Below are 22,934 nucleotides of genomic sequence, written 5' to 3'. Positions count from 1 at the left end.
CGGTCAAATCTCAATACGTGGTTTGCTGACCAGTCGGTCGAACTTAAAGACCCGCAGATACAACAATGACAGCACCAGACCCATCACCACCAGCACCATCGCCAAAGCTGCGCCATAACCATATTGCAGGTTACCGGCATAATTATTCAGCGCCGTGTGGTAGGCCTTGAGAGACCAGACTTCCGTTGTTCCCCCTGGACCACCATCGGTGGCCAGCAGAATCAGATCGAACGAGGCCAGTAACGATAGCGTCTGATAACAGGTGATGAACAGGATCGGCCAGCGCAGCTGTGGCAATATGATGTAGCGGATCTGTTGCCAGCGACTGGCACCATCAACATCACTGGCCCAAAACTGGGTTTGCGGAATCGCTTTGATGGCCGAGGAAAAAATCAGCATGCCCATGGACGCGCCCACAAAACCGTTGATCAGAATAATGAACACCCAGGCATTGGTGGCAGAGTTCAACATCCAGTTTCTAGGAGCAACGTCGAAGTTGGCCAGCAAAGCAGAGAGAAACCCGGTATCCCAGGCCACCCATTTCCACAGCAACACATATAATACCGGCGGAGAAATACGCGGCAGTAACCACAGGCCTCGAAAAAACGCGCCGCTGCGTGGCGGCAGATAATGGGTCATCAGAGCCAGACACAGTGCAAATCCCAGATTAAACAGCATCAGCGTGAACAACACGTAGATCAATGTATTGAACAAGGCAGTTGCGGTATCTGGTAAAGACACCATGCGACGATAGTTTTCGAGACTCCAGTGCCAGCCGGTATAACTGCTTTTGATCACCGCCTGTTGTTCTGATTCCGTCAGGGTTACTCCGCTGTCCTGAATGGCCTTGAGCAAGGCGTCTGCACTGTCAAAAGGTTCACTGCCGACGGTATGCTGAAAAGCTTCGGCAATTTCTTTGATTTTTCGAACATTGCGAGGACGGTGATTGAGTTGTCGTAACGCCCGTTCAAGATCGCGCCGCTGAGTGAAGCTCTGGCCCGAGAGCTTCTGCTGGATTTCATCAACCAGCTCGGTATTTTCCTGCTCTTCCCGCAGAATATTCAGGCCGGAATCGTCGATATGATAGCGTTGCTGACCCAACTGTCTGGCCAGTTCAGGCAGCTGATAATCCCCTGCCAGCACTCTGAGTGACGCCGGGCTGATCTGATAGCGTCCACCGGTAATCCCGGTAGCCGTACTCATCGTGGTAAATGAAAATACCGCCGTCATGACTACCGGCAGCAGAAAAAATAATGTCACAAACAGCAGGGCCGGCGACAACATGAAGGGCCCTAGAGACGTGGATTTATTCATACTCAGAAACCTGATAACGCACGTCCCTGTGCGACGCCATCAGCGAATAATGACGCTGTTGGCCATCGTGGCACGCAGCTCTGTGACCGCTTCTTTCACGGCCTGCTCTGCGGTTTTCTGACCGGTCCAGGCAGCTTCCAGACCTTTCCAGTAGATATTCCAGAAGTTGCCAAAGTCGGTGTCATTGGGCATCGCACTGGCGTAAGGCAGCAGGCGTTCAGTGGCTTCCATAGCCCAACGATTATTGGCATAGAGCGGAATATTGAGTTGTTCTTTAGTGATGCCCAGATGGGAGGATTTGATCGCATGCAGGGTGTTAATTCGTGGCTCGGAGGCAATCTGAATCAGTTTGGCGGCGATTTCCTGTACGTCGTCATTTTTCTGATCGGTCAGCAGATAGACCAGCGGATGAGTCAGGGTATTGGCTTTTCCGGAGCGGTCACCGGCAGGAATCAGGCTGAATTGAATATTGCCGAAGAAGTCCGTCAGCCCTTCTTTGCCGGTATAGCGGGCATAATGCCAGGTACCACCATGCCAGAACATCGCTTTGCCATGAGCCACTTCGGCATACCACTGATCCCATGGCGTACCGATATGGTTTTTGCGGGTCACCCCCATTTTGACCGCATCGATGAAGAACTGATAGGTTTTCCGCGCCGCTTCCTGATCAAATACCAGACGATGACTCTGGGGATCCTGTAACTGGCCGCCAAAACTGGTGTAAAACTGCCAGTAGTCAGGACCGTTGGATACCCGTGGGTAAAATCCATATCCGGGTTCCACCAGCCCCATGTCCTGGGCTTTTTTGGCATCGTTGAGCATGTCGTAGAGGGTATATTCACCGGTGGCGATTTTATCCGGAAAGGCGTCGATATCGGCGGCACTGTAGCCCAATTTGGCCAGGTGATCCTTCCAGGCAAAAAATGGTCGCGCTTCAGCATCCTGAGGCAGACCGTATACCCTGTTGTTATAGGACGCGATATTCAGCAGATTGGGATAAATATTGTTGACCGGCCACGAATCGAGACTGATGTAGTCTTCTATCGGCACGATCAATCCGGATTGCGCCCAGGCAGCGATGTCTTCATGTCCGGTTACCACAATGTTCGGCGCTTTACCGGATTCAGCCGCCAGCGTGACAGCCTGTTTGAAATCATCCCAGTTGTTATAACTGCGCTGTTCCACTTTGATATTGAGCGACTCACCCGCCACAGCGGCTTCCCGCATCAGTATATCGGCAGCCATGGCTATCGCCTCGGTGCGATAGCTGTCTGCGTCACTGGATCCCCCGGCCACGACCGAGATTGTATAATCTTTCGCAAGTGTCAATCCGCTTGTCAGCAATGCTGAACACAACAGACCTGATGCTAACCATTTCATTTTCTTCACAGCCTTATACCCCCGTAAAACCGACAACTTTGAATGTGAACAGGTGTTCATAGGTGTTTGAAGTGTGCTTGGAACAGATGACAGGGAAGTGATGGCCAGATGGCAGTTTTATGAAATTGAACGATCAGGGCAATATTTACCCTGAATCAGCGGAATCAGATATCCGATGAATTCAGGGTTTGTCGTCGAAGTCGACAGCTACAGCAAACGGAGGCTCTTTATCATCGCGATACTTGACCCGATACATCGCTTCATCAGAGGCCTTTAACATGGCTTTCAGACTGTGGCCATGTTCGGGGTAGAAGGCAATACCAAAACTGGCTTCCAGTTTCAGAATCAGATCCCGGACCGAAATCGGTGAGCTCAGTTTTTCCTGCAGTTGCATGACAATCTGCTGAGCTTCCGCCTCCGTGCTGACGCCATTGAGGATGATTACAAACTCATCACCGCCAATACGTGCAGCGATGTCCGAACGACGGGTGGCCCTGCGCATCCTTTCAGCCAGAATCTGCAGGACTTCATCGCCGATTTCATGACCATATTGATCATTGACGGGCTTGAATTTATCGAGATCGATATACACCACCGCAAACTGAATCCCTTCCTGGGAACTCAACTGATCAAAATGGCTCTCCAGCCCGATCCGGTTGTTCAGTTTGGTCAGTCGGTCATGACTGGCCAGATGGGCAATTTCATTTTTCTCTTTGACGATTTCCCGGGTCAGCGTCTGAATATGCTGATGGGTCAGAGCGTTCAGAATAGCGATGGATAAAAACAGCGAAACCGATCTGACCAGTTCAATATGAGCAACTTTAAATGCCTGAATTTTGTTGCTCTGCAACGTAAACAGCGCATATACCGCATCATCCTTATACAACGGCACATAAATGAAAGAGCCCTGAACAATGTTGTCCTGCACATTGCCAAAATACTCATATGCGTCTTCACGGGCATTGTTACTGAATACCAGTTCACCGGTATTAACCGCATAAGTGGCATAACTTGCATGGGTATCCAGAGGAATACTGAATGACTCAAGCATCATGTCTTTTTCGATGAAGTACTTGAAGTCCAGCGCCTGTGTTTGTTCATTGATCAGCGCAACACCCAGAATCTGCACTCCCATCAACTCTGCAAAGTGTTTGTGCAGAGTCTGAATAATACGATGGATATCCAGTGAGGAAGCCACTTCCCGACCAATCAGGTTAATGATTTCCAATTGCTGATTACGGGCATTAAGCTCTTTGTTGCGAATCCGGGCCAGTTGGGTTTCACGAATCCGTTTTTCTGCCTGCAACTGAATTTGAAGCGCTTCGATCTGAGCCTTTGACTCCGTATGAAATATGTTTTTTTCCAGCTGACTGCCATTGTGATAATGCTCCAGGGCCTGCCGGTAATTACCCATATGTTTATAGAGCGAAGACAGTAAACGATGGGCGTCCAGGGCCACTTTGTTGTCGCGCTGATCGACAAAATACAGGCACTTGGAAAGGTTTTCGATGGCTTCAGTGACGTTGTTGCGGGCATTGAGCACCTGGGCCCGGCGCAGATATACGATGCTGACCAGATCGGTGTTGGCCAGACTCAGGGCCAGCTTCATGGCTTCGCTAATGGACACCATTGCCTCATCTTCCTGACCGCGCTCGCTGTAAATCATCGCCAAGGTGATCAGACCGTCAAATTCCAGGGTTTTATAGTCGAGATCTCTGGCAAAGTTGATGACTTTGCGAAGATTGATTTCTCCCTGGCTGACATCATTAACGGCGATTTGTGCTTTACAGCGGTTCAACCGGATATCCGCCAGCAGATGGTCGGGCACATCCTGCTTCATCCGCTTGTCAGCTTCAGCGATCAGCTGCAGGGCAATCTGATATTCACCTTTTTCAATCTCCAGTGAAGCCAGATTATTGGTAGTGGTGAATATTTCGGCGGTATTACTGGCATTAATAGCATGCTCACGGGCTTTCCAATAGGATTCCAACGCCTCACCAAAACGTGATAGTCGCTGCTGGGTATAACCGATGGCATTGTACATCTTGGATAACCAGTAACTGTCACCATAGTCGTCATACCACGGCAACAGATCAAGCAACAGTCCAAGTGCCTGATGGTATTTTCCGGTGTAAAGCAGGCACCAGGAACGATTAAAACGGGATTGCTGTACCAGAAAGGTGTCATCGATTTCCAGAGCGAGATTTTCGGCCTGGTGTGCTTCTGCAATGGCATCCACTGGAGAGGCTTTGGCCATGTTCCAGCTTCGGTCGAGCAGCGACTTAATATGTTCCCTTACTAGTTCTATTTCCATTGCTCGCTCTAATCAGCTTTGTTCAACTTAATCATGACTATCGCAGCCATTTTATTGAGGTTATTCGGTCAGTGTAGATTCAGCTTTTGTTCAGTGCCACAGCCGCACACTGAGCCGTAAGCAGGTTTTATAATAGGATCTGGCATGAACCGGGTTGGTCCGGTTTCATATCGGTTTCAGTGGTTTTGAAAATTTTCAGACAAACTGGATACCGGCCAACATATCTCCCTGTTCATAACTCAGGCATGGCCCATAATGAGTCGCGAGAAACCTGTGTCATGCTATCACCAACCACTCGTTAGAGGAATCTCCATAACTGTCGGCTTGAGAATGACATCACGGAAGGTTTTACGATGGAATATGGTTTTCATACATTATCGACTGAGTGGGAAAAATACAAAGTTGCCTTAGCAACTGATGACGCAAACGAATTGTACGATAACGAAGGTTTAATCCCGCTCATATAAAGGGGACGGCATATTCGGTTAATGGTAAAGATGCAAATGCGTTATTTGCATCGACGGTGTGGTACAGATAGATGTTTCCAGACCAAACGGGGCATCTATCAACTTGCTGCTACGATAATGAGAGCGCTTACGCTCCAGGTATCGCACCGGTTTGGCGCGAGGGGATGGACAGGTCGGGCAAGCGCCGGTTCGACTGCCACGGAAGGCAATTATTGGTTACTTCAGTATCGGACGATAAAACTGGCTCCACCCAGCTCGCTGTCATCTATGATCAGTTCATAATCATAACTACTGATAATATCGGCTACGACAGCCATGCCTATACCCTGACCCCGCTGAAGAGAATCCAACCGTACACCGCGCTGTAATACCTGCAAGCGTTCATTTTCAGGAATCCCCGGACCATTGTCCTCAACCCGAAACTCATTTTCTGCGGCAACCAGACGCACTTTACCATGGCCATATTTGCAGGCGTTTTCCATCAGGTTACCCAGGATTTCCAGTAAATCCTTTTCGTCCATCCGCATCTGGTAATCCGGACTTACAGCTGATGTATCGATATGGACATCCGGATATACCCGACTCAGGGCTTTGGTAAGACGTTCTGCATTTTCAAGCAGTAGACAGGGTTTGCCGACAAAACCTGTCTTTTTGCTCACCACTGCGCGGTTAAGCTGATAACCAATGATCTGATCCATCCTTTCAACTTGCTCGACCAGATCTTCCTGGGTGGGGGCCGCTTTGATAACCGCCAGCGGAGTCTTCAAACTGTGAGCCAGATCTGCGAGCGTTTTCTGATAACGTTCCCGCTGATCCTGCTCGGCCTCAAGCACACGGTTCAGATTGTAGGTGATAGGTTGTATTTCATCGGGATAATCGCCGGACAATTGCTGCTGTTTGCCGGCCTCGACCCGGCGCAATTCAACGGCCAGTCTTCGCATTGGCTGCAATCCCCAGCGAAGAATGGCAATCCACGCGAGGATCAGTCCAAACACCAACGCAAGTAACCAGATCCGCAGTAACTTGGTAAAAGTCTTCAACTGGGCCTGAAACGGTACCTGGGTTTGCATAACAGTGAACTGGATCGGAATTTCATGCTGCTCCGAGTCTTCCCAAACCACCTGAAAACGACGATAAAAGTATTTTTCCTTTCCCAGTCGCCACTCACCGCTTTCTGATGCACCTGACTCCAATGAGGGTAACTCAAGAAATGTTTCAAGCTCTCTGCCCCAACGGGTGGAACCTGATTTCCACTGTAATTTACGCTGCGTGCTGGCAAACGCAAATAGACCGCTTTGAGAATTGTTAAGACGCTCGTCCCGCAGCGAGAATGGAATTTCCAGACGGTTATCTTTCAGAACAGCTTCAGCCAGCAGGTTGTAGATCTGTAATTGCAGTTGTTCGCTGACACCGGCCTCAAGGCTGGAGCGAAAGGCTTTATGCAAAGCAAAGCCGGTCAACGGGGTAAATGTAACCGTCACTGCCAGTGTTGCCACCAGCAGTCGGCTACGGAGGGAGTTTAGACGCATAGATCGTCGTTGATTCGATAACCCTGCCCACGGACGGTCAGTATCGGTTTGATATCGTTATCAGGATCGATTTTCTTGCGCAGACGGCCAATAAACACTTCAATCACATTACTGTCGCGGTCAAAGTCCTGGTCATACAGGTGCTCAGTAAGCTTTAACTTGGAGATCACTTTATCGCGGTTCAGTACCAGATACTCAAGGCAGTTGTATTCGTAAGAGGTCAACTCTGCCACCTGACCATGTACTTTGACTTCTTTTCTAGCCGTATTGAGTTGAATGGGACCAATGGAAATTTCCGGAGAGGACATTCCGGCGGAACGTCGCAACAAAGCATTCAAACGGGCCAACAGTTCTTCGTTAACAAACGGTTTCACCAGATAATCATCGGCTCCGGCTTCAAGGCCAACGACTTTATCCTGCCAATTGCCACGCGCAGTTAAAATCAGAATAGGATAGGTTTTCCCCTGACTGCGAAGTTGTTTGATGACTTCAACACCATCAATTTTTGGCAGGCCCAGGTCGACTACCGCAATGTCATAATCGTATTCCTGACCATGAAACAGGCCCGCTTCACCATCACTGACCCAATCCACTGCATATCCTTTGGCAGTCAGCACTTCTTTAAGCGTTGTACCCAAACGCTCGTGATCTTCGATAATGAGTACCCGCATATTACTCTCCTATTGCGCGATATGGTTCAATGGTTCCGGTTTCGGTGTTCACAATAACAGTACTGACCCGACCGTTTAAAAGTAACAATGCTTCAAAGTTACCAGCCTGATCAGTCATTGGGCTGAGCCGCAGAACCTTTCCTCCCAGCTCACATGTTATCATGGTGATTATCTGATCTTCAGTTTTCAGTGGTAGTGCCTTTCCCGGGCATGTATTGTTGCCAGCGTACACCGGTAAAGACATGACAGTTACCAATATCAAAACTGTCGACACCAAAACTCTATTCATTTTCATATATTTCCCGGCTGCGATTACACAGCATCTCGTGTCGCCGGCTATTAATCCGGCTGATTTTGTGCCCGGTTAATAGTCATCCAACAAGGATACTTCAACCCTGAGACGAACAAAACGACCAGGGCGTTTTTGCATACGGGTCTGATATTCTTTTCCCTGATAAAGGTAGGTCACCCGATAACCCACCAACTCTTCACGATAATCGATGTCATATTCCGTGTGACATTGCCGATGTGGCCGGTACTGAGGCTTCATCCCCGCCTGACTGCCAATTGCCGCACCAACGGCACCACCAACGATAGTCCCTGCAACCGCATCATGATGATGATGAGAACTGATGACCTGACTGCCAATCGCTGCTCCGATCACGCTGCCAACGACAGCACCGGTCACACTGCTACGATGCTGATAGCCGTCATCATCATCACGACAGACTTCTATGGGTTGACGATGTCTGATGGACTCATAAATGGGAGTGCTATCGATGACCTTGGCTTTCGTGATATAGCTGTCGGCACCCGCAATCATTGGCGTTCCCGCCAACATCAGAGCTACACAGACCGGTCCGGTTATTCTAATAAGCTTCATATCGCTAACCTCGATACTGTAAACAGCGAATACCGGCATTTTAGAAGGAAGGACTGAATACGGTCTGAATAGTCGTCCAGGGCGATATTACAGATTTTCTTCGTTGGCCATACGGCGCGCCACTACTACGGCTTTACGAAGATCAATAAATCCATCACTCTGACGACGAATATAGAGGTGCTGATAGAGAACAAAAACGAGTTTCATCAGTTTGGGGTTATCCATAGGAATCTCACGATTCCGGGCGACCTCCTGGACAATCGACAATGCACTTTGCAGTACCTTGTCATCCACCTGATCGATTGTATCTGCCTGACAACCCAGTCCGGTTGCCAGCCAGTACAATGAAGAATTGGTTTTATCAGCTATTTGTGCAGCTTTGCTGATAGATGGCTCTGAACCAGACAGGTATTTTCGAATCAGGCTTTCATTCATTCCCACTTGCCTGGCAAATGCACTGACCGTACGTTCACCAATCAATTTTTTCAGACGCTGGGCAAACGAATTCATCTCGGAACCGGAGCCCGTTCCAGTGCCGTCTGGATTTGAGCGTGAGCAAGATTGGTAGCCTGTTCAGCGGTCTTATCCGACAAATCAATCGGTGGCAAAATTTCCACCGTAACCAATCCGGGAAATTTGACATATCGTTTGTTGATCCAGCAGTAGCCGGCATTTTGCGCAACCGGAATAAAAGGAACCCCCGCTGCCTTCGCCAATACCGCGCCACCTCTGGTAAATTTCCCCAGTTTTTGAACATCGTAGCGGGTACCTTCTGGGAAAATCAGCACGTATGTATTGTCTTCCTGAAAATGGCGGGTTCCTTGTTCAATTACCTGCTGCATAGCGCTGCGCCGATCAGCACGGTTGATGGCAATGGGATTGAGTAGCGCAAATGCCCATCCAAAAAATGGAATCTTAAGCAAAGACTGCTTTATCACCTGTGTTTGCGGATAAAACAAAGTCTGCAGAAAATAAGTTTCCCACGTACTCTGATGGTTACAGGCAATCACGCCTTTAGCAGGAATATTTTCTCTTCCTACTATTCGATAGCGAATACCAACCACCCAGCGCATGAAAAACACCATGGTGCTGGTCCAGACGTAAATGACAAAATAGTAACGAAACCGTTTGGGAATCATCCAGGCAACCAAAACAGACAGGGTTGCCCAGAATATAGTGAACGGTGCATATAGAAAAAAAATGAAAATGGTCGTTCTGATAGCTGCGAGCAACCAGGCCATTGAAGATCCTTAATACTAGTCAGTCTTGATTTATGCAGCTAGATTAACTGGATTCCGCCCCAAAGATCTAACGGGACTGATTCACTACACTCTTTCCTCCAGGACTAAGAATAAGTGAATCAGCCGAATGACCTTATAAAACTGAGATATCAGCCACTTCCAGGAACAGGGCCCGAAGCTGTGCCAGCAGAGCCAGACGGTTATTTCTGACCGCCATATCATCTGCCATAACCATTACCTGGTCAAAAAAGGCATCTACTGTGTCCCGCAGGCCAGCAAGCTCAGCCAAGACTTCGGTATACAGTCCTTTGACGAACAAGGGCTCCACGACTGCACGAATTTCCATGATTTTTGCGTACAAAGCCACTTCTGCATTTTCTGAAAAAAGGGATTGATCGACCTGCTGTGATATCGAATCTTCCGCAGACTTACTGAGTAGATTGCTAACCCGTTTATTGGCGGCCACCAAAGCCTCAGCAGCTTCGTTCTGACTGAAATGGGCGACGGCTTTAACACGACGATCAAAGTCAACCGGTGTACTGATGTTGTTGAACCGGACAGCCTGAACAATGACATTATTGATCCTCTGATCACCATACCATGCAGTGAAGCGGTCAAGCAGGTAATCCAGCACTTGTTGGCGGGTAACCTGTTTTTGCTCTTCACTGAAGCTATGCTGCTGCAAGGCAATGTTCAGCAGTACAGCCAGATCGAGATCGAGATCTTTTTCCACCAGAATTCGCAAAACGCCCAGAGCCGCACGGCGCAACGCAAAAGGATCTTTTGTGCCGCTCGGTGGCTGACCAATCCCAAACAATCCAGTCAGATTATCCAGCCGATCAGCCAACGCCAGTGCTGTTCCGGTGGCTGTCACGGGTAATTGATCACCCGCACCTGCGGGCAAATACTGCTCTTTCATCGCAGCAGCCACTTCTTCATGTTCTCCGTCATGGATCGCATAGTAGCTACCGGCAATACCCTGCAGTTCAGTAAATTCGAATACCATATCCGTGACCAGATCAGCTTTGGCCAACTGTGCCGCACGCTCTGCCAGAGTCTGATCACTGCCCAGAAGCTCAGCAATCATGGCCGTACTTTTCTGTAATCGACGACACTTATCACCAATGGAACCCAGTTCTTTTTGAAACATCACACTATCCAGTCTGGTAATCCGCTCTGCCAGAGGTGTTTTTTTGTCCGTCTCCCAAAAGAACGCTGCATCTGATAATCGGGGTCGAATGACTTTCTCATTCCCGGCGATGACCTGAGCAGGATCTTTCGATTCCAGATTGGCAATAAACACAAAGTACGGTTGTATCTTGCCCTCGCCATCGGTGGTGTAAAAATACTTCTGGTGTTCGGCCATGGAGCTGATCAAAGCTTCAGCGGGAACTTCCAGAAAACGCTCTTCAAAACGCCCCAACAAAGCTACTGGCCATTCGTTAAGAGCCGTTACCTCATCAAGCAGATCATCCTCAATCACAACCCGTAGGTTCTGATTCTCGGCCACTTTCTGTGCCTGTTCTGCAATAATGCGGCGACGACGGTCAAAGTCCGCGATGACCTTGCCCTGATGCTCCAAAATATCAGCATATTGCCGGGGGGTGGAAATTTCGACAGGTGCCGGAGCGTGAAAACGGTGACCACGAGAAGTATTACCAGAACTGACACCGAGCAGTTTACATTGAACCACTTTTTCGCCAAGCAGCATCACCAGCCACTGTACCGGGCGCACAAACTCCACCCGGCTGCTTCCCCAGCGCATACGTCTGGGAATCGGTAATTTATCGACCGTCGTCGCCAGAATATCTGGCAACAGAGCTTCGGCAGTCACACCTTTTTTTATACCCTTGAAAACCAACCAGCTGCCTTTGTCTGTCTTCAGCTGTTCGAGTTGATCGACCGTCACACCGCAACTTGCAGCAAATCCCTGCGCAGCTTTGGTAGGTTTGCCGTTGGCATCAAATGCGGCCTGAATAGCAGGCCCCCGACGTTCAAGTGTTTCGTCGGCCTGAGCCTGCTGTAATGATTCAATCCAGATGGCCAGGCGCCGGGGGGCGGCATAACCATGCACTTCACCATGCTTAAGGTTTGCCGACGCCAGCTGCTCAGTAAAAATGTCCACAAAAGCGTCCGCCAAACCTTTGAGTGCCTTCGGTGGCAACTCTTCTGTACCCAGTTCAATCAGAAAATCGGTGTGGCTCATTCTTTGTTCTCCTTTACTGCAGCGGCAATGACTTCCTGACGAATACCCTCTTCCGCCATTGGGAATCCAAGTGCCAGACGGGAATCAAAATATGCTTTGGCAACTGCCCGGGATAACGTTCTGATGCGAAGAATGTAGCGCTGGCGCTCAGTGACTGATATGGCTTTCCGGGCATCCAGCAGGTTAAAGCTGTGGCCGGCTTTCAGGATTTGTTCGTAAGCAGGCAATGGCAGGTTGTCAGCAATCAGTTTTTGCGCCATTGCCTCATAAGCTTCAAAATTGGCAAACAGCATATCGACATCAGCGTACTCAAAGTTATACGTTGATTGCTCAACTTCATTCTGATGATATACATCACCATAGGTCACGGGTTTTCCATCCGGTCCCACTGTCCAGATCAGATCATATACCGAGTCAACATTCTGCACATACATGGCAAGTCGTTCGAGACCGTAGGTGATTTCACCGGTGACGGGATAACATTCAATGCCACCAACCTGTTGAAAATAGGTAAACTGTGTAACTTCCATGCCGTTCAACCAGACTTCCCAACCCAGTCCCCAGGCACCTAGAGTCGGGTTTTCCCAGTTATCCTCAACAAACCGGATATCGTGTACTTCCGGATCGATACCAATGGCTTTAAGGCTCCCCAGGTACAACTCCTGAATATTGGATGGGCTTGGTTTTAAGATGACCTGATATTGGTAGTAGTGCTGAAGACGATTGGGGTTTTCACCATAACGACCATCTGTCGGACGACGGCTGGGTTGCACATAGGCACAATTCCAGGTTTCCGGCCCCAGGGCTCTGAGAAAGGTTGCCGGATGCGATGTACCTGCCCCCACTTCCATATCCAGAGGTTGAAGAATTACACAGCCCTGGTCGGACCAATACTGTTGCAGAGTCAGAATTAAACTCTGAAAAGTCATCGTCTTTTGCTCACTCACGATATTTGCCTGTTATGTTGAGTTCTGATCGCCGGGGTATTCCGGCGATTGATTAATGGTGGTGAATTTTTTCGTCACGTTGAACCGCGATCACAATGAGTGCCACAAACAGCGCAATCATGAAACTGCCAAACACACCAATGCTCATAATCAGCTTGCGCTTGGGTTTGACTGGATCTTTCGGGGAAAAGGCTTTCAGCTCGATATGTTTTACCTCAGCACCGCTGAAATCCAGCGAATAGCTGTTCAACAAAGCCTGTTCACTTTGCAGTCGGGCTATCTCAGGAATATATAAGCCATCGTCTGACCGTTGCACCAGTCGATCCAGCTCCGCCTGGAGCAGCTTCTCACCTTTCAAATACAAAAAATCAGATTTTTGCGTCTGACCTTTTTCCTGGGTATGAAGACCATTCACATTCAAAGTGATCTGTTTTTCGGTGGAGGCTGCGGAAGAGGCTGTTGCCAGAGCGGTTTGCGCGGCCAGATAAGCCTGCTCCGCCAGAGTGTTATCTACTTTCTCGGGAAAGTAGTTTTCGCTGACCACCATAGCTTCTGACAATGATACGGGATCTTTGATGCCCACGGTTCTGGCAATGCTTAATGCTTCTTGTAGCTGCGCAATGCGAACCTGGCGGGTTCGAGCGGCATCACTTACCAATTGTTCTATCCGCCGGCTGATTTCACTCTGACGCTGCTGAATATAACCGGAGCTGTCACTCTTAAGGTTTTCGAGGGTTTGCTGTTCTGCAAAAACAATATAGTCATTCAAAAACGAGGCGACCTGATCAGGGAAGGGAGTCTCCACGGCAACTGAGATCAACTCCGCTGGCATCTCGGCATCTTCAGGCAAATTCAGATAATCAGGTTCTATAAATTCGGCCTTGAAATCAGACTGAAGCCGATAAAATTCACCATCAGGATTAGTACTATCAAGCTTTTCACCCAACTTTTCCTGATCAAACAAGGTTTTGAGGTTACGACCAGAGTTGAGATTTCGCAGATAGTTCCGAAAAATATCCTGGGTCGTTGGTAAAGCATCATCAGGGAAATACGCATTTTGAACGATTGGCGCAATTTGCAGCCCAGTTGGTACAGATACCATGACCCTTAGCTGGTAAATGTTCGGCATTGACATGGCAACAACTACTGCCAACACTGATCCTGCCAGTGTAATAGCGGCAATCAGAGCTTTCTGTTGCAGTAAGCTTCTGACTAATTCACCAATGTAAATATCATCATCCTGCTGGTAGCCGTGAGAATTGTCATCCCGATATTGCACTGGTTCTTTGCTCATTGACCCGCCTTGTCCACTGTAAAAAAATGACGCGCATTATAACCAGCCGATAGTTATCGACGCCAGAACATCGGCGTGAACAACACCAGCAGTGTGAACACTTCCAGACGACCCAGTAACATAGCGAAACACAGTATCCATTTAGCCGGCTCGTTGATATTTTCGTAGTGCTGAGCAATCTCATTCAGACCCGGCCCAAGATTGTTCATACAGGCACCCACAGCGGACCAGGAGGTGGTGAAATCCAGCCCGGTTGCAAGCAGCAGCATGAAAATCAGTCCATACATCAGAATATACACACTGAAGAATCCCCAGGCGGACTGAATCACGTTGTCACTCATAGTCCGCTTACCCACTTTCAAGGGAAAAACCCCTTGAGGATGCATCAGACGCTGGACTTCACGAAGGCCTTGTTTGGTGATCAGCATAACCCGGATGACCTTCATTCCCCCAGCCGTAGAACCCGCACAACCGCCAATAAAAGACGATAAAAACAGCATAAACGGAACGAATAACGGCCAGGAGGAAAAATCGGCCGCACCAAAACCGGTTGTGGTCAGGATCGAGGTCACCTCAAACAACCCATAACGCAACGCAGACAAAGCTGGATATGTTCCCGTAACCCACAAGGTGAACACGACGATGAGCAGCAATACCCCAAAAATGTAGAGAAATGTCCGGTATTCCGGTTCCTGGAAATATATCTTTATGGAGCGGTGACGAAATGCCACAAAATGAATACTGAAATTGGCGGCGGCAATCAGCATAAAAATGACAGCAACGGTTTCTATTGCAACGCTGTCGAAATAAGCGATGCTGGCATCGTGTGTAGAATACCCACCAATGGCGATGGTCGAAAATGCATGCGTTATAGCATCAAACACACCCATACCAGCGATGAAATAGGCCAACGCACAGGCGATGGTAAGTGTGACATAGATATACCAAAGCGCCTTGGCGGTTTCTTTGATTCTGGGTGTGAGTTTATTGTCTTTGACCGGCCCGGGTGTCTCGGTGCGATAGAGCTGCATTCCACCCACCCCCAGCAATGGCAGAATGGCAACGGCTAACACGATGATTCCCATTCCACCAAGCCACTGCAATTGCTGACGATAAAACAGAATGGACTGCGGTAAATCATCAAGCCCGGTAATCACCGTGGCTCCGGTTGTGGTCAAACCGGAAAAACTCTCAAAAAATGCGTTGGTGAAGTCCAGTTTAACACTGGGAGCAAAATAGAAAGGCAGACTGCCCGCAAGGCCTAGCACTAACCAAAAAACCACCGTAATAACAAACCCATCGCGGGTTCGAAGATCTCCCTGGTAGTTCATTACTGGTAACCAGATCAGAAAACCGCTGACCAGAACCACACCGAAAGCAATGATGAACGTTTCATAAGCACCGTCCTGGTACAACAGCGATACCATTGCCGAAGGTAACATAGTCAGGCTGAACAGCATTAAGAGTAGCCCGGTAATACGAATGATAATCCTGCTTTGCATGATGCCCCGATCAGAAAAAGGTCAGTCCAACCTGGAACAACCGCTCGACATCTGGTGTCCGACGTTTGTCAGTCAAAAACAACATGACATGATCGTCAGGTTCTATCACCAAATCATCATGAGCAATAAACACCTGTTCCCCACGGGCTATGGCACCTATCGTACAACCCTCTGGCAGATCGATATCCTCGATCATGCGCCCCACTACTTTCGATGATTGGGCGTCTCCATGGGCAATCGCTTCGATAGCTTCGGCCGCTCCGCGGCGCAGTTTGTGAACATTGACAATGTCGCCTCGGCGAACATGACTCAACAGGCCACCAATGGTGGCTTGTGAAGGAGAAATCGCCACATCAATATCCCCGCCCTGAACCAGATCAACATACGCGGAATTGTTAATCAAGGTCATGACTTTACGGGCTCCTAGTCGCTTGGCCAGCATTGACGCCATGATATTGGCTTCGTCGTCATTGGTCAGAGCAATGAATACATCGGTATCCTCGATATTTTCCTCCAGCAAAAGTTCCTGATTGGAGGCATCCCCCTGCAATACCAGGGCATAATCAAGATGCTCAGACAGCCACTGACAGCGTTCCTGACCACGATCAAAAATCTTTACGGCGTAACGTTTTTCGATGGATTTGGCCAATCGATAGCCAATGTTGCCGCCTCCGGCAATCATAATGCGGGAATAGGCTTTTTCCTGACGGCGCAGTTCACTCATGACTGCACGGATATCATTGCGTGCAGCAATGAAGAATACTTCATCGTCTTCTTCAATAATGGTGGAGGCGACGGGAATAATGCTGCGATCTTTCCGGAAAATTGCGGCAACACGGGTGTCAACGGATGGCATGTGCTGACGCAGATAACGTAGTTCCTGACCCACCAGCAAACCACCTTTAATCGCTTTCACCCCAACCAGCTGAATTTTGCCTTCGACAAAATCCAGCACCTGCAGAGCTCCCGGTGTTTCGATCAGGCGGCGGATATAATCACAGACCACCTGTTCAGGACTGATCAATACATCCACCGGAATCGCATCATTTTTAAACAACTTTTCGCTGTTCTGCAGATAATCGTTGCTGCGAATACGGGCAATACGGGTAGGAGTACGATACAACGAATATGAGACCTGACAGGCAATCATGTTGACCTCATCACTGCTGGTCACTGCAATCAGCATATCTGCGTCATCCGCACCGGCTTTTTCCAATATTGAGGGCATGGACCCCATACCGGTAACCGTCTGAATATCCAGCCGGTCACTCAAATCCCTGAGTTTGCTTTCCTTGCTATCCACCACCGTAATATCGTTATCTTCACTGGCAAGGTTCTCTGCCAGGGTGCTGCCGACCTGGCCAGCTCCCAATATAATTATTTTCATTCCAGCTCACTCTTCTTAAGCTTGGCATAGTAAAAGCCATCATGGCCCTGAACTGCTGGCAATAACTGTCCTTGATATTCCGTTAACAAATCGGGTAATGGCATGAGCGATGCGTCGCCTGTCTGCTCCAGAAACCATTCAACATTGTGCTGGTTTTCAGCCTTCAGAATGGAACAGGTCGAGTACAACAGAATGCCGCCAGGTTTCAACAACAGCCAGAGTTTTTGCAGCATTCTTCGCTGTATTTGAACCAGTTCCTGAATATCAGAAGCTGTTCGCAGCAGACGAATGTCCGGATGGCGACGGATCACCCCTGTGGCAGAACAGGGAACATCCAGTAAAATCCGATCAAATGCCTGTTTATCCCACCACTGTTCAGTCTCACTCACATCAGCACAGACCAGTTGTGCAGACATTTGCATGCGTTGCAGATTTTCTCTGACTCGTTCGAGTCGGGTTTCATCACTGTCGACTGCCACCAGATCAGTGACACCGTGTTCAAGAATGTGAGTGGTTTTACCACCCGGAGCGCAACAGGCATCCAGCACTCTATGATGAGGGCTCAACTCCAGCAGTTCGCCGGCCAGTTGTGCTGCCTCATCCTGTACGCTGCAGGCACCGGAGGAAAAATCCGGCAATGCCAGAACGGACACGGCTCCGATCAACTGTATTCCCGTTTCAACGACAGAACTTAGCTGGCCATCAATACCTTCCTGCTGCAGTTTATGAAGATATTCTTCACGACTCCCCTGACTCAGGTTCACCCGGAGGCTCATCGGCGCTCGCTGGTTGGCGGCAGCCATAATTGCTTCAGCCTGAACGGGCCAATCTTTTTGAATGCGTTTGGCAAGCCATCCGGTGTGAGCACTCACATACCTGATATCGTTTGCCAGATCAGTCAATAGATCTTCGGACTTGCTCTGCCATTGTCGCAGAACTGCATTCACCAGACCTCGTGCCCAGGGTTTACCAAGTTCAACCGTGCAGTTCACCGATTCCGAAATAGCGGCATAATCAGGTGTGGATGGGTCATCAAGCTGGATTAGACCCAGGATCATGAGACAAACGATGTCTTCATCTTTGCTTTTGATTTTCTTTTTCAGCAATCGATCCAGCACCGCCTGATATTTCAAATACCAACGACAGCTTTCATAACACCAATGCCGGAGCGCAGACAGTTGGTCTTCCTCACAAGATTTCTCAGCGCGATTCAAAGCATCGGTAAGACTTCTGCCGTCAACAGTTACCGTCGCAACCGTACTCGCAATAATGCTTCGCAGACTACTCATAACTGGAATGTCCGATGTTGCTCGAACCACTCACGTTTGCTGTTGAGAATCTGTGTGACCGGCATGGCTTTTGAGCCGGGTAACTGAACGATATCCAGTACCAGTTGCCCTTGACCGCATTGCACTTTGATACTGTCTTTACTTATATCAGTGATATGACCGGGAGCATGATCCGAGTCACCATTTTCATAACCAGCCTGCCAGATGCGAATCACCTGATCGTCCAGTTTCGCATGTGCCACCGGCCATGGATTAAACCCTCTGATCAATCGATCCAGCTGGGCAGCAGGCAACTGCCAATCAATTTTTCCTTCGTCCTTGCTTAACTTATCGGCGTAACACGCCAGGCTATTGTCCTGATGAACAGGATTGATATGACCACTTTCGATATCGTTCAAAGCCTGCTGTAAACAAGGCTGACCAATAGATATTAATTTATCGTGAAGAGACTCTGCCGTATCGGCGGGATCAATTGCGCATTCTGCTTTTAAAAGCATGTCTCCAGTATCAAGTCCAACGTCCATTTGCATGATCGTAACTCCGGTTCTGCTGTCTCCGGCGATAATTGCGCGCTGGATCGGCGCCGCGCCGCGCCAGCGGGGTAAAAGTGATGCATGCACATTTATGCAGCCATGTTTGGGAATATTGAGTACTGCTTTTGGCAATATCAGTCCATATGCCACAACCACCATCAGGTCAGCATTTAATCCAACTAACTGCTGATGCTCGGATTCCGGTTTCAGGGAAGTCGGCTGAAATACTGGGATATCATGTTCCATTGCCAGTTGTTTTACCGGACCGGCAACCAGCTTCCTGCCCCGTCCGGAAGGTCGGTCCGGTTGTGTGTAAACGGCAACCACCTCATGTTCAGTGGCTAAGACGGCTCGCAGGTGTTCTGCTGCAAAGTCCGGAGTACCCGCAAAAATAATACGCAAAAAAGAATCTCCCTGTTCGCTGATCAGCCCGCAGCTTTCGCTTTGGCCTCTTCACGATGTTTTTTCTCCAGCTTGGATTTGATCCGGCTACGCTTGAGATTGGTCAGGTAGTCAACGAACAACTTCCCAGCCAGATGATCACATTCGTGTTGTATACAAATAGCCAATAGATCATGAGCTTCAAATTCTAAGGGTTCACCGTTTTTATCCAGTGCCTTGACTCTGATATGGTCATTGCGGGTGACTTTTTCATAATACCCAGGTACAGACAAACAACCTTCCTGATAGTCAATCGGTTCACCGATACATTCATACTCGGGATTTATCAACGCATAGGGCTGATCCTGATCTTCCGAAACATCGACCACTATAATCCGCTCGTGAAAATCAATCTGTGTGGCCGCCAGTCCTATGCCTGGAGCGTCATACATGGTTTCAAACATATCTTCGATCAGTTGCCGATGCTTATCAGTTACCTCGGTTACCGGTTTGGCGACCGTTCGCAATCGTGGATCGGGGAATTCTAAAATTTCTAATTTAGCCATAACAATTCAGTTTAAAATGTGCGGTTAGAGCATTGACTGCTAAGATAAAAGTTGAACTCCATTCCATTCTAGTAAGAGAATGGGCATAGAGTTATGCCGAAAGCCTATTATTTGCTGTAAGCTACTATATGGGTCCCGGGCGATTATTTCTAACCTCCCGGGGCAAACAGCCAAGCTAACCATGAATGATACAAGGGATTCCTGCCATGAGGAAATTGTGGATCGCTGTCATCGGACTATTATTCGCATCTGCCGTCTTTGCAGATGTCGTGAAATTGCGGCCAGATGTCCCGGAGCGATATGTAGTTAAAAAAGGGGATACCCTCTGGGGAATTTCTAATATGTTTTTAGAAGATCCTTGGTTGTGGCCCGAAATCTGGTATATCAATCCCCAAATTGAAAATCCTCACCTGATTTATCCGGGTGACGAGATCGGTTTTATTACAGTCGGTGGAGAGCGCAAGCTGACCATCGGACGACGCGGTGGAGCTGCTTCATCTGTTGTAGTGGAATCCGATAACATGCAGAACGGAGTCGTTAAATTAAGACCTTCCGTCCGCGTAGAACCTATCGAGAGCGCCATTCCCGCGATTCCAAGAGAGTTCATCGACAGTTTCCTTTCAAGCAACCGCATCTTTGATCGTGAAGAGCTGGTAGCCGCCCCCTATATTCTGGGAGGTTTTGAAGGCCGCATAGTGCTGGGTGCCGGTGATATCATTTACGGTAGAGGTGATTTTGGTGAAGTCCCTGCTCCAAGTTACCAGATTTACCGTCCTAACCCGACCCCCTATGTAGATCCCGAAACCTCGGAAATTCTGGGCTATGAAGGTCAGAGCATGGGCAATGCCACATTTGAACGCAGTAATGACAACGACATTTCCACGTTGCAGATCCAGCGTTCCAATGAGAATGTCCGTATTGGCGACCGCCTGATGGTGGCCAGCAATGACTTGCTTGAAAGTACATTTTATCCAAGCGCTCCCAAAGAATATGTCAGTGGTTCGATTCTGGCAGTTCTTCGAGGCGTCAGAGGTATTGGTCAGTACGATATCGTGGTCTTGAATCTTGGTGATCGGGAAGGTGTGAAACCTGGCAACATCCTGCATGTCTGGCATCAGGGTGGCGTGGTCAAGGATCCGATTACCAACAAACCAACTAAACTGCCGACGGAAAATGCCGGCATGTTGATGATATTCCGGACTTTTGAGAAGTTGTCCTATGGCATCATACTCGAGGCCACCAGACCTCTGAGTATCGGTGACGAAACCAAAACTCCTGGATATTAATAAATAGGAAATAAAAGGCTCTCAATTTATGAGGGCCTTTTTTGTTTAAGGAATAGATACATGGATGTTATTCGCCTGAAGGCCTGGCTGGGCTTTAATCGTCTCGGGCTATCCCCGATCAAGCAGACTGCAGTTCTTAATTTCTACCCATCTCCGGCAGAGTTCCTGACCGAAAAACCCGAGCGTCTGCGTCAAGCCGGTTTTTCAGAACGTGTCATTGTCAGCTGTCAACAATATCAACAGCACGAATCCAACAGCTGGATCATGAACGGTATTGCTGTCGACCTTAATTGGTTAGAGTTCAGTTCCAATCACCACATACTAACGCTTGAGAGTGATGATTATCCTGAGCAGTTAAGACAGATCCCTGATCCTCCTCCAGTACTGTTCGTAATGGGGCATCCGGAATATCTGCACCGCAATCAGATTGGTATCGTAGGCAGTCGTCATGCATCCGCCATCGGTTTGAAAAACGCGGATACCTTCGCCCGTGAATTATCCCGTTCGGACTGGCTTATCTGTAGTGGCCTGGCCATTGGAATCGATGGGGCTGCCCATAACGGCTGCGCTGAATCCGGCTACCCGAGCATCGGCGTGCTGGGCTGTGGCGTGGATCAGATTTATCCCAAGCGACATCGGTTCTTGTTTCAGCAGATGAGCCAATGTGGCGCTATCGTATCCGAGTTTCCTGTGGGCACTGCTGCTCTGGCCCGGCATTTTCCCAGACGAAACCGTATTATATCCGGGCTGAGCAGAGGTATTCTAGTCATTGAAGCTGCTCCCGGCAGCGGTTCATTAATTACCGCCGATCAGGCGATGGAACAAGGCCGGGAAGTCTTTGCCATCCCCGGTAATATCCATAATCCTCAAAGTCAGGGATGTAATCAGTTGATACAGCAAGGTGCCAAACTGGTGGCCTCGGTGGAGGATATTCTGGTTGAATTCGGGCAAACCACTCAGACAGTTAAAACAGTAAAACCTGCGGTAGTTGATGATCCCGTTCTGAATGCTATCGATTATGAAATAACGTCTTTGGATCTTATTATCGCGAGGACGCAGCTTTCAGTTGCAGAGCTCAGTGAAAGGTTACTCACCCTGGAATTGGAAGGACTTATTCTGCAGTCACCCGGAGGCTATTTAAGGCTTTGATTTTATGTCGTGCTTGCTTATAGTTCGGGGCTTATGAACGTACATATTTCCAAAGCCATTCGGCATTTATCTCAAGGTCATATTATTGCCTACCCCACCGAAGGTGTGTGGGGTCTGGGCTGTAATCCATTTAATCGCCATGCAGTTCAGCGAATTCTGGATATCAAACATCGTCCGGAGCACAAAGGGTTAATCTTGATTACTTCCAAAGTTGAGTACGTTAATCCCTGGCTAAGCAATCTTCCCGAGGAAAACCGACAGATTGTACTGGCAAGCTGGCCCGGACCCCATACTTGGGTATTTCCGGAAATGGGGTTGTTACCCAAATGGATCACCGGAAAGCACGCGTCAGTAGCCATTCGTGTTTCGGCACACCCGTTAGTCAGAGAACTTTGCAATGCCTGGGGCGGATTGTTGGTTTCTACATCTGCAAATGTTGCCACCAGACCTGCTGCAGTTCGTAGAGTCCAGATTCAAAAGACACTGGCCAACCAGATTGATTACATATTGCCTGGAGAAACGTCAGGCCTGAACAAACCCAGCCAGATCCGTAATGCCCTGACGGGTGCCCAAATACGCTAGCCCAACCTTTAAG

Annotated in this window: 19 protein-coding genes; 3 read left to right on the top strand and 16 right to left on the bottom strand. The window is 48.8% G+C overall.

Annotated elements, in window-relative coordinates:
• Nucleotides 1–3: 3 nt before the first annotated feature.
• The 16 genes from YC6258_RS02680 to def form a co-directional block, all read right to left on the bottom strand.
• Nucleotides 4–1,314, bottom strand: coding sequence for a carbohydrate ABC transporter permease (locus YC6258_RS02680; protein ID WP_044615680.1), 1,311 nt, complete (start codon nt 1,312–1,314; stop codon nt 4–6).
• A gap of 39 nt (nt 1,315–1,353) precedes the next feature.
• Nucleotides 1,354–2,694: an extracellular solute-binding protein gene (locus YC6258_RS02675; protein WP_144407535.1), complete on the bottom strand. Its 1,341-nt coding sequence runs from the start codon at nt 2,692–2,694 to the stop codon at nt 1,354–1,356.
• 181 nt (nt 2,695–2,875) lie between these two features.
• Nucleotides 2,876–5,008, bottom strand: a complete 2,133-nt coding sequence (locus YC6258_RS26935) for a sensor domain-containing diguanylate cyclase (protein ID WP_082070530.1) — start codon at nt 5,006–5,008, stop codon at nt 2,876–2,878.
• A gap of 688 nt (nt 5,009–5,696) precedes the next feature.
• Nucleotides 5,697–7,004, bottom strand: a complete 1,308-nt coding sequence (locus tag YC6258_RS02665) for an ATP-binding protein (protein ID WP_044615679.1) — start codon at nt 7,002–7,004, stop codon at nt 5,697–5,699.
• Complete coding sequence (locus YC6258_RS02660) at nt 6,995–7,675, bottom strand: response regulator transcription factor (protein ID WP_044615678.1); 681 nt, start codon at nt 7,673–7,675, stop codon at nt 6,995–6,997. The genes YC6258_RS02665 and YC6258_RS02660 overlap by 10 nt, the downstream gene beginning before the upstream one ends.
• 364 nt (nt 7,676–8,039) lie before the next feature.
• Entirely contained in the window at nt 8,040–8,558 is a 519-nt protein-coding gene (locus YC6258_RS02650) for a glycine zipper 2TM domain-containing protein (protein ID WP_169748920.1), read from the bottom strand.
• Between the two features lie 87 nt (nt 8,559–8,645).
• The gene (locus YC6258_RS02645) at nt 8,646–9,068 is read right to left on the bottom strand and encodes a helix-turn-helix domain-containing protein (RefSeq protein ID WP_044615675.1); all 423 of its coding nucleotides are present in this window, start codon (nt 9,066–9,068) and stop codon (nt 8,646–8,648) included.
• Nucleotides 9,065–9,799 carry a lysophospholipid acyltransferase family protein gene (locus YC6258_RS02640; protein WP_044615674.1) on the bottom strand — a complete coding sequence of 245 codons (735 nt, stop codon included), beginning with the start codon at nt 9,797–9,799 and terminating at the stop codon, nt 9,065–9,067. Before YC6258_RS02640 ends, YC6258_RS02645 begins: the two co-directional genes overlap by 4 nt.
• A gap of 133 nt (nt 9,800–9,932) precedes the next feature.
• Complete coding sequence (gene glyS / locus YC6258_RS02635; protein WP_044615673.1) at nt 9,933–12,005, bottom strand: glycine--tRNA ligase subunit beta; 2,073 nt, start codon at nt 12,003–12,005, stop codon at nt 9,933–9,935.
• Nucleotides 12,002–12,934: a glycine--tRNA ligase subunit alpha gene (gene glyQ, locus YC6258_RS02630; RefSeq protein WP_144407769.1), complete on the bottom strand. Its 933-nt coding sequence runs from the start codon at nt 12,932–12,934 to the stop codon at nt 12,002–12,004. The genes glyS and glyQ overlap by 4 nt, the downstream gene beginning before the upstream one ends.
• A 70-nt stretch (nt 12,935–13,004) precedes the next feature.
• Entirely contained in the window at nt 13,005–14,246 is a 1,242-nt protein-coding gene (locus tag YC6258_RS02625) for an LPS O-antigen chain length determinant protein WzzB (protein WP_044615671.1), read from the bottom strand.
• 53 nt (nt 14,247–14,299) lie between these two features.
• Nucleotides 14,300–15,748 carry a TrkH family potassium uptake protein gene (locus tag YC6258_RS02620; RefSeq protein ID WP_044615670.1) on the bottom strand — a complete coding sequence of 483 codons (1,449 nt, stop codon included), beginning with the start codon at nt 15,746–15,748 and terminating at the stop codon, nt 14,300–14,302.
• Between the two features lie 10 nt (nt 15,749–15,758).
• Nucleotides 15,759–17,135, bottom strand: a complete 1,377-nt coding sequence (gene trkA, locus YC6258_RS02615) for a Trk system potassium transporter TrkA (protein ID WP_044615669.1) — start codon at nt 17,133–17,135, stop codon at nt 15,759–15,761.
• Nucleotides 17,132–18,424, bottom strand: coding sequence for a 16S rRNA (cytosine(967)-C(5))-methyltransferase RsmB (rsmB, locus tag YC6258_RS02610; RefSeq protein ID WP_044615668.1), 1,293 nt, complete (start codon nt 18,422–18,424; stop codon nt 17,132–17,134). The genes trkA and rsmB overlap by 4 nt, the downstream gene beginning before the upstream one ends.
• Entirely contained in the window at nt 18,421–19,359 is a 939-nt protein-coding gene (gene fmt / locus YC6258_RS02605) for a methionyl-tRNA formyltransferase (RefSeq protein WP_044615667.1), read from the bottom strand. The genes rsmB and fmt overlap by 4 nt, the downstream gene beginning before the upstream one ends.
• A 23-nt stretch (nt 19,360–19,382) precedes the next feature.
• Entirely contained in the window at nt 19,383–19,904 is a 522-nt protein-coding gene (def, locus tag YC6258_RS02600; protein ID WP_044615666.1) for a peptide deformylase, read from the bottom strand.
• Nucleotides 19,905–20,245: 341 nt separating this feature from the next.
• Between def and YC6258_RS02595 the strand changes: the two genes are divergently transcribed.
• The 3 genes from YC6258_RS02595 to tsaC are packed head-to-tail and all read left to right on the top strand — an operon-like array spanning nt 20,246 to nt 22,921.
• Complete coding sequence (locus tag YC6258_RS02595; RefSeq protein WP_245627003.1) at nt 20,246–21,190, top strand: LysM peptidoglycan-binding domain-containing protein; 945 nt, start codon at nt 20,246–20,248, stop codon at nt 21,188–21,190.
• Nucleotides 21,191–21,250: 60 nt separating this feature from the next.
• Complete coding sequence (dprA, locus tag YC6258_RS02590; RefSeq protein ID WP_044615664.1) at nt 21,251–22,339, top strand: DNA-processing protein DprA; 1,089 nt, start codon at nt 21,251–21,253, stop codon at nt 22,337–22,339.
• Nucleotides 22,340–22,372: 33 nt separating this feature from the next.
• Nucleotides 22,373–22,921 (top strand): L-threonylcarbamoyladenylate synthase type 1 TsaC, encoded by a 549-nt coding sequence (gene tsaC / locus YC6258_RS02585; RefSeq protein ID WP_044615663.1) that lies wholly within the window; start codon nt 22,373–22,375, stop codon nt 22,919–22,921.
• Nucleotides 22,922–22,934: the final 13 nt, after the last annotated feature.

Origin of the sequence: Gynuella sunshinyii YC6258, assembly GCF_000940805.1 — a bacterium.
GTDB classification, from domain to species: Bacteria; Pseudomonadota; Gammaproteobacteria; order Pseudomonadales; family Natronospirillaceae; genus Gynuella; species Gynuella sunshinyii.
This window is presented reverse-complemented; position numbering and strand designations above follow the sequence as displayed.